This window comes from Desulfovibrio sp. ZJ369, assembly GCF_011039085.1.
Classification (GTDB): domain Bacteria; phylum Desulfobacterota; class Desulfovibrionia; order Desulfovibrionales; family Desulfovibrionaceae; genus Desulfovibrio.
On record NZ_JAAKEI010000044.1, the window covers coordinates 1 to 15,672 of the forward strand.

16 protein-coding genes and 1 pseudogene are annotated in these 15,672 nt (G+C 60.7%); all 17 read left to right on the forward strand.

Annotated features, from left to right (window positions below; all coding sequences use genetic code 11):
• Positions 1 to 81: 81 nt before the first annotated feature.
• Positions 82 to 810 (forward strand): conjugal transfer protein TraL, encoded by a 729-nt coding sequence (locus tag G7Y51_RS11415; protein ID WP_165070954.1) that lies wholly within the window; start codon positions 82 to 84, stop codon positions 808 to 810.
• A 12-nt stretch (positions 811 to 822) separates the two neighbouring features.
• The gene (locus G7Y51_RS11420; protein ID WP_165177614.1) at positions 823 to 1,332 is read left to right on the forward strand and encodes a hypothetical protein; all 510 of its coding nucleotides are present in this window, start codon (positions 823 to 825) and stop codon (positions 1,330 to 1,332) included.
• A complete protein-coding gene (trbB, locus tag G7Y51_RS11425) occupies positions 1,325 to 2,284 on the forward strand; it encodes a P-type conjugative transfer ATPase TrbB (protein ID WP_165177616.1) in 960 nt (319 codons plus the stop codon). Before G7Y51_RS11420 ends, trbB begins: the two co-directional genes overlap by 8 nt.
• A 13-nt stretch (positions 2,285 to 2,297) precedes the next feature.
• Positions 2,298 to 2,612 carry a TrbC/VirB2 family protein gene (locus tag G7Y51_RS11430; RefSeq protein WP_241160232.1) on the forward strand — a complete coding sequence of 105 codons (315 nt, stop codon included), beginning with the start codon at positions 2,298 to 2,300 and terminating at the stop codon, positions 2,610 to 2,612.
• Complete coding sequence (trbD, locus tag G7Y51_RS11435; RefSeq protein ID WP_165177620.1) at positions 2,612 to 2,914, forward strand: conjugal transfer protein TrbD; 303 nt, start codon at positions 2,612 to 2,614, stop codon at positions 2,912 to 2,914. Before G7Y51_RS11430 ends, trbD begins: the two co-directional genes overlap by 1 nt.
• 7 nt (positions 2,915 to 2,921) lie before the next feature.
• Positions 2,922 to 4,175: a TcpQ domain-containing protein gene (locus G7Y51_RS11440; protein WP_165177622.1), complete on the forward strand. Its 1,254-nt coding sequence runs from the start codon at positions 2,922 to 2,924 to the stop codon at positions 4,173 to 4,175.
• A gap of 4 nt (positions 4,176 to 4,179) precedes the next feature.
• Positions 4,180 to 5,763, forward strand: a complete 1,584-nt coding sequence (locus G7Y51_RS11445; protein WP_165177624.1) for a secretin N-terminal domain-containing protein — start codon at positions 4,180 to 4,182, stop codon at positions 5,761 to 5,763.
• An 8-nt stretch (positions 5,764 to 5,771) separates the two neighbouring features.
• The gene (gene pilO2 / locus G7Y51_RS11450; protein ID WP_206214327.1) at positions 5,772 to 7,034 is read left to right on the forward strand and encodes a type 4b pilus protein PilO2; all 1,263 of its coding nucleotides are present in this window, start codon (positions 5,772 to 5,774) and stop codon (positions 7,032 to 7,034) included.
• A gap of 11 nt (positions 7,035 to 7,045) precedes the next feature.
• A complete protein-coding gene (locus G7Y51_RS11455) occupies positions 7,046 to 7,681 on the forward strand; it encodes a hypothetical protein (RefSeq protein ID WP_165177628.1) in 636 nt (211 codons plus the stop codon).
• 7 nt (positions 7,682 to 7,688) lie between these two features.
• Entirely contained in the window at positions 7,689 to 9,320 is a 1,632-nt protein-coding gene (locus tag G7Y51_RS11460) for an ATPase, T2SS/T4P/T4SS family (RefSeq protein ID WP_165177630.1), read from the forward strand.
• Between the two features lies 1 nt (position 9,321).
• Positions 9,322 to 10,389: a type II secretion system F family protein gene (locus G7Y51_RS11465; protein ID WP_165177632.1), complete on the forward strand. Its 1,068-nt coding sequence runs from the start codon at positions 9,322 to 9,324 to the stop codon at positions 10,387 to 10,389.
• Entirely contained in the window at positions 10,389 to 10,862 is a 474-nt protein-coding gene (locus tag G7Y51_RS11470) for a type 4 pilus major pilin (protein ID WP_165177634.1), read from the forward strand. Before G7Y51_RS11465 ends, G7Y51_RS11470 begins: the two co-directional genes overlap by 1 nt.
• Before the next feature lie 2 nt (positions 10,863 to 10,864).
• Entirely contained in the window at positions 10,865 to 11,827 is a 963-nt protein-coding gene (locus G7Y51_RS11475; RefSeq protein ID WP_165177636.1) for an ATPase, T2SS/T4P/T4SS family, read from the forward strand.
• Positions 11,824 to 12,246, forward strand: a complete 423-nt coding sequence (pilM, locus tag G7Y51_RS11480) for a type IV pilus biogenesis protein PilM (protein WP_165177638.1) — start codon at positions 11,824 to 11,826, stop codon at positions 12,244 to 12,246. The genes G7Y51_RS11475 and pilM overlap by 4 nt, the downstream gene beginning before the upstream one ends.
• Positions 12,246 to 13,388 (forward strand): shufflon system plasmid conjugative transfer pilus tip adhesin PilV, encoded by a 1,143-nt coding sequence (gene pilV / locus G7Y51_RS11485; RefSeq protein WP_165177640.1) that lies wholly within the window; start codon positions 12,246 to 12,248, stop codon positions 13,386 to 13,388. The genes pilM and pilV overlap by 1 nt, the downstream gene beginning before the upstream one ends.
• 20 nt (positions 13,389 to 13,408) lie before the next feature.
• Positions 13,409 to 13,951: a lytic transglycosylase domain-containing protein gene (locus tag G7Y51_RS11490; RefSeq protein WP_241160233.1), complete on the forward strand. Its 543-nt coding sequence runs from the start codon at positions 13,409 to 13,411 to the stop codon at positions 13,949 to 13,951.
• A 454-nt stretch (positions 13,952 to 14,405) separates the two neighbouring features.
• Positions 14,406 to 15,672, forward strand: a pseudogene (locus G7Y51_RS11495) (conjugal transfer protein TrbE); the annotation flags it as partial.

A 15,672-nucleotide genomic window follows, 5' to 3' on the forward strand; every position in this document is an offset into this window, starting at 1 on the left:
TGAGCGCCAATGGTGCTCAGGCATTTGACGGCAAAAACGCAGTTCCTCTTTCTGACTTGCTGACTGGAGAGTGAGACATACATGGCCACAATTCATTTTATACTGCAAGGGAAGGGCGGGGTGGGAAAATCCATGATCGCCGTGATGCTGTACCAGGCTCTCCGGCATTTCAAAAAAGAGATCCTGGCCTACGACACGGACCCGGTAAACGCCACTCTCTCTTCGTTCAAAGAGTTCAATGTGGCTTCTCTGGACATCATGCGGGACGGGAACATTGACGCCCGCAAGTTTGATGTGCTGCTGGAAGCTCTGGTCAACGCCCCGCAAGGCGCGCACGTCATTGTGGACAATGGGGCGTCCTCCTTCATTGCCCTGGGCGCGTATCTCGCGGAAAACGACTTTCTGCCCCTGCTGGAAGAGCAAGGGCACAAGGTCTTTTTTCATTCCATTGTCACGGGCGGTCAGGCCCTGGGCGACACGATCCAGGGTTTGGCCAGGCTGGCCCTCGGCTTCCCCACCTCCCCCATTGTGGTCTGGCTCAATCCCTTTTTTGGCGAGATTGCCATAGATGGCAAGGGTTTTGAGGAGTTCAAAATCTACAAGGAGTACTCCTCGCAGTTCCATGCGCTGATCGAACTGCCAATGGGCAACAAGGCCCTGATCGGCAAGGATCTGGAGGAACTGTTTGCCAAGCGCCAGAGCTTTGAGGCCGGGATCAACGGCAGCTCCACCTCCATTGCGGTCAAGGCGCGCCTGCGGCGCTACTGGAATCAGATTCTCTCCTGCGTCGAGCAGGCGGATCTGCTTTAAGGAGGCTGCCCCATGTCCGACGATCTGCCTCCTGATGCAATTTTGCAAAACCGGCCGGATGCAACGCCCGCTGCCGACAACGCGCCGCAATCTTCGCCCGCGCCCGAAGCGGAGCCATGCCTGCCGGACGGCTTGGGCCTGTCCGTGGAGGACGTGCGCGCCCTGCTGGCCAAAAAGCACAATCTGGCCGTGCCGGTGGATGACCCGCTGCTGATGATGGTCACGATTCAGAATGCTTTTCTTGGAGCGCAAACACAACTCCAGAAAAGGCATGAAAAAGCCCTGGCCGCCTTTATGGGCGAGCAGACCGCGACCTACATGTCAGGCGTGGAAAAGAGCGTGTCCGAGCTGCGGAAAACACTGTCCGACGTGACCATCAACGGCATCCGGGATGCGGCCTCGGACTTCGCGGCCACCCTGTCCGGCTTCAAAACCACGCTGTACATCTGCACGGCCATCATAGGGCTTTCAGCCCTGCTCAATGTGGCCGTCTTCATCCTGAAGGCGGTGCAAGATGTTTGATGCTCGCCTGCTGGAAAGCCTGGAATATAACTGCGGCCCGCTCATTATGCAGCCGCTGCGGGACGATGAAGTTATTGAGATCATGCTCAATCCGGACGGTCAATTATGGATTGAACGCTACGGCCGGGAACAGGAACATATCGGAGAACTTCACCAGGCCCAAAGCAAGCTGATCCTCTCTCTGGTGGCCAGCGCTCTGAATATCACTGTGGATGCGCTGCATCCGGTGGTGGAAGGGAGCTTTCCCCTGGACGGCTCCCGTTTTGAGGGCACCTTTCCGCCTCTTGTGGGGCCGGGAGCGTCTTTTTCCCTGCGCAAGAAAGCCTCGCGGATCATCACCATGCCGGAATACCTGGCGCAGGGCGTGATAACGCCGGAAGTGCCGCCTATTATCCGCGCCGCAATTCTGGATCGCAAAAATATCGTCGTGGTGGGCGGCACCTCCAGCGGCAAGACCACCTTTGTGAATGCGATCATTCATGAACTGGATGAACTCTGCCCGCATGATCGCCTGCTGATCCTGGAGGACACCGCGGAACTGCAATCCCGCGCGCCCAACTCGGTTTTTTTCCTGACTTCGGAACTGGCCGGCATGGGCATGCGCCAGTTGGCAAAGGTCAGCATGCGCTATGCGCCGCGCCGCATTCTGGTGGGCGAAGTGCGCGACGCGGCCGCCCTGGAACTGCTCAAACTCTGGAACACCGGCCATCCCGGCGGCATCGGCACCTTTCACGCGGACAGCGCGGAAGAAGCCCTGGAGCGCCTGGAAGAACTGGTGGAAGAGGCCGGCGTCGGCCCCAAGCAAAAGCTGATCGGCCGCGCCATTGACCTGATTATCTGCATGGAGAAGACGCGCGAGAACACGCGCCGCCTCGCCTCCATTATTTCCGTCAACAAGTTCAATGCAAAAGAGGGACGTTACGAAACAACGCCCCTCTATTCTGCGGTCTGAAATGGGGGAAACAATGTACCATAAGATTTTTTTCTTTGCGCTTCTGGCCTTCTTTCTTGGAGTCTGCCCGGATCCGGCTCTGGCCAGCGGCGGCATCACGGAGTTCTCCAGCCCGCTGGAAAAGGTGGTCAACACCATCACCGGGCCGGCAGGCAGGTCCATAAGCATTATCGGTATGGCGCTTTGCGGAATTTATATGATCATACACAAAGACGATATTACAGGCGGCTTCAAGTACGCCATCAATACGGTGTTTGCCATCTGCTTTGTGGCCTTTGCCGCAAGCATGATCAACTCCATCTTCAGCTTTTCCGGCGCGGTGGCCTGATGGAAGTCCGGCGCGCTCTTATTCACCAGTCGTTGCATCGGCACAACCTTGTTCTTGGCGCGGAACGCGAGCTGACGATGGGCAGCGCCCTGATTGCTCTGCTCGTGGGTATCGGCGGCGTGACGCTTCTTTCCGGGATAGCGGCCCTCACGTTCTGGATCGCGGCTCTTTTCGTGCTTCGGCGCATGGCCAGGGCTGACCCGCTCATGAGCAAGGTCTGGATGCGGCATGTGAAGCAGCAGGATTTTTACAGCGCCAAGGCCGGCCGCTGGCAGCGCCAGGGCGGTTTCAAAGCAAAGTGACGACGCCATGAAGAAAAGTATCAGCGCTCTTTTGATATTCTGCCTGTTCGCTGTGGGGGGCTGCGCTCTGCCCAGGAGCGGTTCCGGCTCTTTTGACGCTCTCAGCGCGTCATACTCCGGCGATGCGCGGATTCTGGCGGAACGCACGGCAGAGGAACTGAGCCGGCGGCACGCGCCGGCGCATACCTCTCTTGCCCTGGATCGCGCGCCGGGGCTCTTTGGCGACGTGCTGGAGCAAAAACTTCGCGCGGACGGCTTTGCCCTGGCGTCTCCCGACTTGGGCGGCCTTGGCGTCAGCTACAAACTGGACGTGCTGGAGGCTGAGGGCGCGCCTGCGCTGGGTTATGCGCAGGTAGCCTGCTCTGACGGGCAGATCTTCAGCTTTACCCGTGAGCTTTTCAAAGGCACGGAGCCGCCTTTTTCAGCTCCCCTGCCGGAAGAGCACCCGCTGGAAAGCCGTGTGCTGCCGGAACGCGCGTCTGCGCCTGTGGCGACCGCTCCTGATCAGGCAGCCGCAACGGCCATGCCGGTCACGACTCCCGGCGTCAAGGTTTATCCCGTGAGAAGAACGGCCACTGCGGCCAGTGTGGCCAGACGCAATGGCGTGTTGATCAGGGATTTCTGCCGCTGGAACCAGGTCGGCCCCAACGCCACGCTGACCAAAGGCACTCCGGTATATCTGTCCGAGCCGCCTGCCGGCGTCATTCCCGTGGCTTCAGCTGTTCCCGCGCCTGCCGGCATTCCGGCAGAGCGGCCCGTTCCGCAGAGCGCCACGCTTGCGCCCATGCCGGATCCGGTATCTCTGCCCGGCCGCGCCCAGACCTCGCCGGCGCTGACCCTGGAAAAACCCAGGCCCGGCGCGCCCGTGCCCTATACGCCGGCAGCCGTGCTCATGCCGGCTGCATCTTCTCCGCACACAAGCACGCCGATTGCTGAAGCGCCGGTTGCGGCTCCCGTTCCTGCCGCGTCCTCCAGCGAAGCCCCGATGCCGGCAGCCGCCACGGCCATTGAGGCCGTGCCCGTCTGGGAGATCCACAAGGGCGAAATGCTGCGCGGCCTGATGGAAGGCTGGGCCGCTATAGCCGGCTACAGCCTGATCTGGAATGCGCAGAACGACTATGAAATGCGCAGTTCCGCCAGGTTTTCCGGCATCTTTGTGGACGCGGTGAAGAACTTTTTTGCGGCCCTTCAGGCCAACGGCCTGGCCCTGCGCGTGACCATCTACCAGGGCAACAAGGTCATGGAAGTGTCGGAGCACTAAGATTATGAAAAAAAATCACTTTTTGCGCAGCATAGCCCTTCTTCTTGGCGTCCTCCTGTTCGGCTGCGCTCACAAGGGCGCGCCGGATCAGGAGCTGATAGAGGCCAAGGGCAGAGACTTCACCACGCTCTCCCGCTCCAAGGCCGTGGACGTGGTGGCCGAGCCCTATGTGGGCGTCAGGGCCGTGCCCATCCGCGCGGATGAACAATCCCAGACGGCGCTCACTACCCATGTGACCTTGCGCAAGCGCGGCACGCTGGCCGAGATTGCGGCAGCCATCGCGGATCTCACGCCGTTGACGGTGCAGGTGGGCGCGGATCCCGCTCCCTTGTCTGCCGGCAGCCCCAAAAAAGCAGCTCCCCAACAAAGTGAGGCTGGCCTTGACCTGCCGGAGCTGCTGGATGTGCCCGCTGCCCGCGGCACCTCACGAACGCTGCATATCTCCTATGAAGGCCCCTTGCGCGGGCTGCTGGATCATCTGGCCATTGCCTCGGGCTATGGCTGGGATTTCGACGCCAAGACAAATACCGTCGTCTTCTCGCGCCTGGTGGTCCGGACATTCACCATTCTCGGCGCGCCGGGCAGACGCGAATACAAGGATAACATCACCAACAAGTCGCGGGAAACGACACGCTCCAGCATCAGCGGCTCCAATGTCAACCAGACAGTGGCCACGGCGGACACCTCCAGCCAGACCGCGCAATCCAATACCACTGAGTATAAATTCGATATCTGGACGGACACGGAAAAGGCCGTCAAAGCTCTGCTTTCGCCGGAAGGCAGCGTGGTGGGCAACCAGGCCGCCGGGACCATCACGGTTCGCGACCGGGCGGAAAATATCCGTCAGGTCAGCAAGTATATTGCCGATATCAACAAGCGCTTGTCCCGCCAGGTCGCACTGACCGTGCATGTCTGGGCCTTGGAAGTTATGGACGAAAATGAGGCGGGCCTGGATTTCCAGGTACTTTTTGCCAACGATGATGTTTCAATCGTCGCCGGCAGCCTGGCTGCATTGGGCGGGCCGGGCACGGCTTCGGCCACCATTGTCTCCGGCAGGCTGAAAAATTCCACCGGCGTGCTGAAGGCCCTCAAGGAATGGGGCAACGCCACGCAGGTCACTTCCGGCGGCGGCTTGATCCTCTCCAACCAGCCCGTGCCCATTCAGGCCATCCAGCGTATCAACTATATCGCGGGCTCGTCCACCTCACAGTCCGATTATGGCCAGACAACCGAGATTACGCCTGGCGAAGTGACCACGGGCTTTGCCATGACTGTCATTCCGCACATTCTGGACCGGCGTCGGGTGCTCCTCCAGTACAGCATCAACCTGTCCAGCCTGGATGAACTGAGTGAATACTCCACCAATGATCTGACCATTCAACTGCCCAAAACCAGCACCCGCGCCTTCAGCCAGCGCTCCACCATGCAGATGGGCCAGACCCTGGTGCTGGCCGGATTCCAGGACCAGTCACAAAAGCTTGCCAACGCTCTGGGTCTGCTCAGCTTCGGGCGCGGAGCCAAGTACGGCAAGACGCTCCTGGTGATCACCATTGAGGTGGAAGCCGCAGGCGGCGGGACAGAGGACTGAGTATGCGCATGGTGATCATCAATAAACGCCCCTGGGCCGTGGGCCTGGACTGGTCTTCCACCAGGATGGAAAAGCTCTCCCGCCCCCGCCTGCTGGAAATGGCCCAAAAGATCGATCCGGCATTCGACATGATGGCCGTGCAGCGGCGTCTGTACGGCTTCGGCTCCAGCGGCGGCCGCCCTGAAGACTGGATAAAGGCCCGCTCTCTGGCGGCCTTTATCCCGCTTCCGCCGTCTTTTCTGGGCTTGTTCTGCCTGGAGGATGTCCAGGGGGAGACCTTCTGGTGGATCATTGGCCGCCAGAACGGCCAGAATGTGGGCCAGGGCGATGCGGTGTACGCAACGCGCCGGGAAGCGGAACAGGAACTGAAAAGCCTCAATGAGCTGCTGGACAACAGCATTGCGGAAATTGTCACCCTGGATGATCCGGCGCAGAGCCTGGCCTGGCTGGAACCGTTGCTGCATGTAGGGCCGGGCGCTGTGCTGCGTCGGCGCGGCTGTCTTGAACCTCTTCAGAAAGCTCCCGGACGTGTTTCACCGGCTGTCCTGGGCGCGGGACTGGCCCTGGGCCTGCTGATCGGCACTGGTCTGGCCTTCAGCGCCTGGCAGGAGCGTCAGGCTCAGCAAATGGCACTGGAGTCGGCCCGGCTGGCAAGATTGAACAAAGAGCAGCGCCGTCAGGAACTGCTTGCCCATCCGGAGAACTATTTCGAGCAGATCTGGACGCAAGCTCCCCTGGCCGTGGACGTGGCCGAACCCTGCATGGAGGCGCTGCTGGCTCAGCCCACTGTGGCCAACGGCTGGCAGCTCAGCGAAGCCTCCTGCTCAGGCCGGGCCGTCAGCGTGACCTGGGCGCACCAGAGTCAGGCTGATTTTCTGAGCCTGCCGGACCAGGCTGCTTTGAAAAGCCCACAGCTCGCAGTTTCCAGACTGACGCTGGCCACAGACCGCAAGGCCCGCACGGGCCAGAACTATCCGGCCATCCTGACGCGGGAAAGCGCTGCCCGGCATCTCTACCAGATTACCCAACAGGCGGGCGCCCGGCTGCGCCTGACATTTCAGAAGCCGGAAAAACGCAGCATCGACAAGGTGGAACTGTCGGCTCCCTGGCTCAAAGGGGAATGGACCTTGAACGCGGTTCCCGGCTCCCTGCTGCAGGAAAGCGCGCTCTGGCGCGTCTTGTCCGCAGTGCCGGGCCTGACGCTGGAGCGGATCAGCTTCAGGAATGAAGCCTGGGAGCTCCAGGGAAATATCTACGCCAGGGAAAAATGAGGGGGAGGGTCATGCAGCTCACGAAAAGAACAAAAATCATCTGGGGCATCCTGCTGTTTCTGCTCCTGGCGTTTGCCGGCCTGCTCTGGATGCAGCGAACGCCGACGCCATTGCCGCCAGTGCCCGGGGATGTGGCCGTCAGGAAAAAAGCCGCTCCCGCCACAGCGAAGAAAAAAGACAACACGGAGCAGGACGCAACCGCGCCCTCCAGGCCGGAAGCGCCCTCTGCCCCCGGCATGGCCGCTGTACCCATAACAGCCGGGAACCTGGGAAAGATCTCGAAACTCAGGAATACGCTGGAAGAGGAAACGCTGGAAGTCCAGATTGAGGAAAAACGGGCCAGAAAGAGAGAACTCACGCGCTCCGGCTCGCTTCCAGCGCCCACACTCTCCCTGCCCTCTCTGACGCCTCCGGCGTCTCCTTCGCCCATTTCTCCGGCTGTGCCCCGGCCTGCCGGCACGGGCGGCCTGCGGGTGATTTCCGTACAGGGCGTGGGGGGGCAGCTCACGGCCACGGTGCGCACCGGCTCCGGCCAGGTGGTGGTGCGCAAGGGCTCGCGCCTGGGCGGCGGCGTGGTCACGGGCATTTCCCGGCAGGCCGTCACCATCCGTCGCGGCAATCAAAGCAGCGCACTGCCTTTTGAGTGAGGACGCCATGAACGCCAGAAACGCAAAACCTGCGCGCAATGCCGCCAGCACAGCCCCTGAAGCCCTGTTTTTCGATGACTTTGATCAAGTCTCGGAAAAGGTGCGCGGCAAGGTGGCCCTGATCGACGGCGTGTTGCACATTTCCGATGATCTCAAGGGCAATATGAATATGATCGCCCTGGTGGCCCGGCTGCGACGCCGGGGCATTTCCTCGCCGGTCTTCCACAAACCCAGTGAATTTGAGGAAAAGTACGCCAAATTCGCGGTACGTCGCGCGCGGGGGCAAAACGAGATCCAGCAACTGGCCATTGACCTGATCGCCCGCGCGCACAAGGCCGGAGCCTCGGACATCCATATTGTGGACACGGGCACCTACACCCGGATCAAATTCCGCGTCCTGGGCCTGCTGCGCGAGGATTCGCAGATGGAGGCCGAAACCGGCCGCCAGATGATTTCCACCATTTACGGCATATTGGGCCAGTCTGCGGATTCGCCCTCCTTCAACAGCATTGAGCGCCAGGACGGGCGCGTGGTCAAACGGGACTATCTGCCGGAAGGCGTGCATTCCGTGCGTATTCACACGGAACCAATCGAGTGCGCCCATGCCGAGAACGGCACGGGCACGTTCATGGCCCTGCGCCTGCTCTACGACTCCACAATGGCCACGGGCTCACTGGCAGAGCGTCTTTCCGCCCTGGGCTTTGCGCAAAGCCAGTGCCGGGACATGGACTTTCTGACCAAACGCACGGGCCTGACCGTGATTTCCGGCCCCACCGGGCACGGCAAGTCCACGGTTCTGAAGCATACGATGGAATCCCAGACGGAAACCGCGCCCGAGAAGGCCTATCATTCAGTGGAAGATCCGCCGGAGTTTCACATGCGGGACGTGAACCAGATCAAGGTCACGACCAAACAGGAAGGCGATTATGACCGCAGCAAACGGGCCGCGGCATATATCAACGCCATTGCCGGGGCCATGCGCTCGGATTCCGACGTGCTGATGATCGGAGAAATCCGCTATCCGGAAGCCGCTGTGGCGGCCATTGACGCGGCCCTGACCGGCCAGTCGGTCTGGGCGACCCTGCACGCCAACAACGGCTTCGGCATTGTCACCCGCTTTGAAAGCCTGCTGCGTTCCGCCGGCTATCTCGATCCCCTGGATGTGCTCTGCGATCCCAACGTGCTGGCCGGCCTGGAGTATCAGCGCCTGATCCCCAAACTCTGTCCGCACTGCAAGATTCCCTGGCGTGAAATCAGGCATGGGGAACGCGGCCTGCACATCCCTGATGATGTCTATCAGCGCCTTTCCAGCGTGCTGGAGCTGGAGGAAATTGAGGGCGACGCCCGGCATGAGGGGATCTTCGTCCAGAATTACGAAGGCTGCGCCCACTGCCTGTCCGGCCTGAAAAACCAGACCGTGGCGGCGGAAGTGATCGTCCTGGACATGGACATTCTCGGCCTGCTGCGCGCGGGCAATCTGACACAAGCCCATGCGGCCTGGCGCGCCAAAGGCGGCATGACCTACATTGAGCACGCCCTTGAGCACGTCCGCCAGGGCCTTGTGGATCCGGTGCGGGCGGAAAGCCGTCTGGGCGTGCCCTGGACCTTCCACAAATTCTTTGACCAGGGGACGGCGTGAAATGGATATCCAGAAAATTCTCGCCCGCCTGTCCTTTGACGCGGCCACGCGTATCCGCACCTGGAAGAAGCTGGCCATGCAGGCGCACTACGGCCTGCCGCTCAAGGACAGCCTGGGCAATCTGCGGGATCAGACGCAGCGCCGCAATCCCGCGCTGGCCGGAATCTTCGGGCAGGTGCTGGAGCATATGGGCAGCGGCCATCATCTGGACACGGCCCTGACGGGCTTTGCCTCGCCGGAAGAGATCATGCTGATCGCCTCCGGCCAGAAGGCCGGCAAGCTGCCGGACGGCCTGCGCATGGCCGCCGAGCTGCTGGAGGCCCGGCGTCAGATTGTCGGCGCTGTGGCCGGAGCCCTGGCTTATCCGCTGTTCCTCTTTCTTATGGCTTTGACCATGCTGGCCATTGTGGCGCTGTACGTCATGCCGGAGCTTGTGCAATTGGCGGATCCGCAAAAATGGACCGGCCTGGCGCGTGGCCTGTATCTGATCAGCGCCTTTGTGGGCTCCTGGGGCGGCATTGCCCTGCTTGCCGCCCTGGGGGGCGGCTGCGTGGCTCTTGTGGCCAGCTTGCCGCTCTGGACCGGACCGGCCCGGAAACTGGCCGACAGATTCCCGCCCTGGTCCATGTACCGCCTGACCGTGGGCGGGGTCTGGCTGTTCACCCTGTCCACGCTGATGCGCTCCGGTATGCAGCTCTCGCATATCCTGAACACCATGCTGGCCTCGGAAACTACGAGCCCCTACCTGCGCGAGCGGATCCGGGCCATCAACAACCAGGTGGGCCGGGGCGAAAACATCGGGGAAGCCCTGTATCTCGCGGGCCTGGATTTTCCGGACAGGGAGCTGATCGATGATTTCCGCGCCTATGCCGGACTGCCGCATTTCAAGGATCAGCTTCAGGATTTCGCGCGCGACTGGCTTCAGGAAGGCATTGCCGCCATCCAACGCAAGGCGCGTCTGCTCAATGTGTTCTTTCTGCTGCTGATCATCGGACAGATGCTTCTGATCGCCATGTCGGTCATGGATCTGCAATCGCAACTTTCAACGCACAGCATGGGAGTGTTGTAATGAACATGATGGAAGTACTCGGCGCCCTTCTGATTACGCTGGTGGTCGTGGCAGGCGCGGCGGTCTATTTGAACTCGGGTTTCTCCAAAAGCAAGGTGGTCTCCCTGGAACAGGACATCGTGACCATGCGCATGCAGATCCAGCAACTGTTTTCCGGCTCTTCGGATTACAACGGCCTGGACAACGATACGGCCGTCAAGGCCGGCGTGGTTCCCAAAAGCCTGGTCAAGGGCAATGACCTGAAAACGCCCTGGGGCGGCGAAATCAATCTGTCCACCAACGATGCCAACGGCAGCTTCAAAATTGAGCTCTCCGGCATTCCGCAGGATGAATGCACGCAACTGGCCAAGTTTCAGGCCGACGCCTGGCTCTCGGTGGAAGTGAACGGCAATGCTCTGGAAAGCGACAATACCATTGCGGACATTGTGGCCTCCTGTATCGCGAATAACACCATCGCCTATGAGGCCAGATAGCCATGCCCCTGGCGGACATGCAATTCAGCGATCTGCTGCTCTTCCCTGACGGCACGGCCCGTCTGAAAGGCTGCCCCGGAGCCGGGCCGCAGCTTGTGCCCGTGCCCCCGGACTGCGCCAATGAAGTGGAGGTTCTGCCGAAGCTGCTCGGCAGGCATGAACAGGCGGCCATGCGCTACCGGCACAAGGGCATCACCTACCGCGTGGCCAGAATCGACGATGTGGACGGCAGGCGGATCTGGTTTTTGCGCCGTCTCGCGGAAGTCGTACCGGCTTTTGAATCCCTGGGCCTTATGCCGGTGCTGTGTTCCTGGCTCATGGGCGAAGAACAGCGCCGGGGGCTGATTTTGTTCTCCGGCGCGCAGGCCTCGGGCAAGACGACCACGGCCAGCGCGTTCGTGGCCGGCCGCCTCAAGGTCTACGGCGGGCATTCCGTGACCTTTGAAAATCCGGCTGAACTGCCTCTGGCCGGAAGCTGGGGCCAGTACGGCTACTGCTTCCAGACGGAAATCGCCGGCGAGACGGAACTGGCCCGGGAAATTGAGCGCGCCCACCGCTACGCCTCGCCGGACATCATTTTCATCGGCGAGATCCGCACGCGCCATGCGGCCCTGGAAGCGCTGCGCGTCTCCCTGGGCTCCAGCCGCCAGCTCGTGGTGGCCACCATCCACGGCCAGGACGTGATCACGGCCCTGGATCGTCTTGTGGCCTGGGCCTGCGAGCTGGACGGGGACAATGCCCGCCAGAATCTGGCGGACGCTCTTCTGGCGGTTGTGCATCTTTCCCTGGAAAGCGGCCCGGACGGGCAGCGCTGTCTGACCTCCCCGCAATTTCTCCTGCTGCCCTTCAAGGAGTCCTCGCGCGGCATACGGGTCAAACTGCGGAACGGGCAGTTTCACACGCTGACCGACGATATGCGCGAGCTCAAGGCCCGCATCGCGCACAAGGGGGAACAATCCATATGAAAATTCTGGCCGTGCTCGCGCTTCTGCTTGGCGTCCTGGCCATCCTTTCGCCGGCTGCGAGCCACAGGGATGCCTCCGCGCCCGCTGCGCGAAGCGTGGCCCTGAATTACGCCATCTTCCGCAATGCGGCCTTTCTCTATGCGCAGACGCACAAGCCCAACGGGGCTGTTTCCCAGGCCGTGCTGGAACTGCCGCCGGAATGGCATGCCCTGCGGGCCTGGAGCGCGCGGGTGGAAGGCGGGCGCTGCTATGTATACGGCCCGGCCTCGGCGGAAGAAATTGCGGCCGTCCGGGAACTCTTCCAGGGCAGTTTTGCGGTGGGCCGGGCTGAAAACGCGCGTTTGACGCCGGACGGGATTGTCCCGCTGCCGGCCTTCATTCCCGCCGGCAATCTGACCAGCGTCATTGAGGTGAACTGATGAAGCTCATTGAGGTTATCGGCGCGCTGCTGATTCTGGCCATGCTCCTGCCCAAGCTGGCGGATATGATGTTCATGGGCCTTATGAACACGCAGATGCGGCAGGCGGCGGATCAACTGGCTCTGGTCAGCCGGGCCTCGGCCAACTATGTGCGCAAGCGCCAGACAACGCTGAGCTCGCAAGCCACAGCCACCTCCGGGCCAACAGTTTCCGTGGCGGATCTGGTCAGTGACGGCCTGCTGGCGGACGGCTTCAGTGACCGCAATGTCTGGGGCCAGTCCTACGGCATTTACATCCGCAAAGACGCCGCCAGCGGCCATCTGCGCGCCGTGGTGCTGACCACGGGCGGGCGCGGCAATGAGACGGACAAATTCCTCAATGTGATCGTGCCAGGCGCTGCCGCGCTGCTGGGCGGCTCCGGCGGCTTCGTGCCCAGCGGCAATATTCCCGGCCAGGCAGCCGGAACCTTGCAGGGCGCGGGCGGGGGCTGGTCCCTGGCCCTGGCCGGCATGGGCATTCCGTCGCCCGGCGCGGGGCATCTCGGCGCGCTGACCAGCTTTGACGCCACGGCCCTGGGCCAGGATTTCCTCTACCGCGTGGCTGTGCCCGGCCATGAAGAATTGAACGCCATGCAGACGGAACTGGACATGACGGATCACGCCATCCGCAATGTCTCGGAACTCCAGTTTGAGGAACGGGAAATCACGGACCAATCCTGCGCCGCGCCGGAAGATCAGGGCCGTGTCTTTCTGGATCGCGTTCAGGGCCTTTATCTCTGCCGGAACAATTCTTTGGAGATCATCGGGGACTCCGGCAACTCCGCGCTGCTGAAAAACGCCACGCTGGCCAGGAACGGAGAGCGGATCACAAAGCCGGTCTGCGCGCCGAACACGAACACGGCCCCGGCCATTTTTACAGCCCCGTCTCTGGCGGAAGCCGGGCCGGAAGCGCCCCCTCTGACCTCCTTTCAGACCTGGGCCACGTCCCTTTCGGATACGGAGTGGCAGGTTCATGTGCGCGTCCAGACAGGCAACAAGGCCTTGAGCACTGCGGGCGACGATTCCGGCTGGGTGTATCCGGAAGCGGACTATGCCCGGATCATGGTGCTGGCAATGTGCATCAGGCAGATGGAAACGCCATAAGTGAAGAGGGGGAGGGAATATTGACTGACAAATTTTGCACGCTGTTGGCTGCATCGCTTTTCCTTTTGGCGTTGCTCTTTGCCGGCCCGGCCCGTGCCGCCGCGCTCCAGGAGCGCCAGCAGGCGCTGGAGCCGCTGTTTGACGCGCCCTGCGCCCGTTACCAGGTGCCCAAGGTGCTGGCCCTGGCCATTGCCCGTCAGGAAAGCGGCTGCCATCCCTGGATACTCAATATTTCAGGTCGCGACGTGCGGCCCGGCTCCAAAGAAGAAGCCCTGCGCTATGCGCAGTGGGCCATGCGCGCCGGGCGCTCCGTCGACGTGGGCGTCATGCAGGTCAACTCGTATTGGATTCGCAAGCACGGCTGGCCGCTGGAACAGGTTCTGGAGCCCGCCAACAACGTCAAAATCGGCGTCTGGATCCTGGCCCAGGAGATCCACCGGCATGGCCTCAACTGGAAGGCCGTGGCCTATTACCATACGCCGCTTCACAAAAACCCGCAGCGAGGACGTGCCTACGCCCGCGCCGTGGTCAGCCATGTGAAGAAGATTCTGGGAGAGAGATAAAAATGGTACAGAACAAAAATTTTCGCTCCTTGGGCAAAAGAGATGTTAATAGTGCAAAACTGTTTCTAATCACAGCACTTGTGTCAACTTTTCTCTTATCTATTATTACTGCTGTATTTAAAGAGTTCTCATTTTTTAGAATTCTTATGATTTTAGGAATTTCAACGGAAATTGGCGCATGTATAAATATATATATTTATTCATGCGTCAGAATGGATGCGCTTGCTAAACTTTTTTCTTACGCCATTATGTTTATTGCATTATTATCATTATATATTTTTTTATTTTATTAAAGAAGTGAGGATAAGCAAAAAGCTCACAACAAATGCAAATAATAATATGAATTTGTATTTGCAAAATGTGAAGTTTTTTATTGATTGAGAAATGTGTGTCATATGAAACGTCCCTTTGTATTTGAGCAGTAGTATTGGATAGATCTTTCCTTGGAGATAATATGCTGAAACTACAGGATTTCCGCTCCCAGGCCAAGGGCCTGCCTGATCTTCTGACCTATGCGGCCCTGATCGAGCCGGGCATCATACTCCAGAAAGACGGCTCATTCCTGGCCGCCTGGGAGATTCGCGGAGAAGACACGGCCAGCGCCACGCCGGACGAACTCGCCTATGTCTCGCGGCAATTCAGCAATGCCGTCAGCCGGCTCGGCGCGGGCTGGATGCTCCATGTGGACGCCTGCCGCACAAGGCAGCGGGCATATCCGGACGCGGCGCGCTCGCATTTTCCGGATCCTGTTTCCCAAGCCATCGAAGACGAACGCCGCGCCTTTTTCGGGGAAGGCCTGTGCTACAGCACCTCCGCCTGTTTAACCGCCACCTTTCTGCCCGACTACACTGTGACCAAAATGGCAGGCGCGACCAAGGTGGGCGTGGAAAACATCCCGGCCCTGGAAAAAGGCCTCAAGACGTTCAAGGACACGCTCCTTGCGCTGGAAGACGGCTGCTCGGCCGTTCTGGGCATGACCCGCCTTCAGGAATATGAGCTGTACGACAGCTCGGACAGCCCCTTTCTGCACTCGGATCTGCTCGCCTATCTGCAAGCCTGTATTTCCGGTGTCCTCCAGCCTGTGCGTGTGCCGGCCGTCCCCATGTATCTGGACGCCCTGCTGGGCAGTCGCCACCTGGTGGGCGGCCTGATCCCGCGTCTGGAAGACGGGCTGGACAAAAAGCATCTGGCCGTCCTTTCCATCGACGGCTTGCCGCAAGAATCCTGGCCTGCCATGCTTGCGGGCCTGGACGCCATGCCTTTTGAGCTGCGCTATTCCACGCGCTTCATCTGCCTTGACCAGTATGATGCCGAAAAGGAGATCACGGGCTACGCCAAGGGCTGGAATCAGCGCGTGCTGGGCTTCATGGATCAGTTTTTCAACAATCCCAACGCCAAGATCAACCGCGACGCCCTGCGTATGCGCGAAGACGCGGAAGACGCCAAGCTGGAAGTGCAATCCGGCTCCGTGGGCGCGGGCTATCTCTCGTCCGCCGTCGTCCTCATGGATGAAGATGTAAACGCGCTGCAAGATAATGCCCGCGAGCTGCGCCGGATGATCCAGACGCAGGGCTTCGGCTGCCGCATTGAATCCATCAACGCCCTGGAAGCCTGGCTGGGCAGTTTGCCCGGCAACGGCTATGCCAATATCCGGCGTCCCCTGCTGACCAGCTTGAACCTGGCGGATCTTCTGCCTTTGCAATCCGTCTGGACGGGCAGCC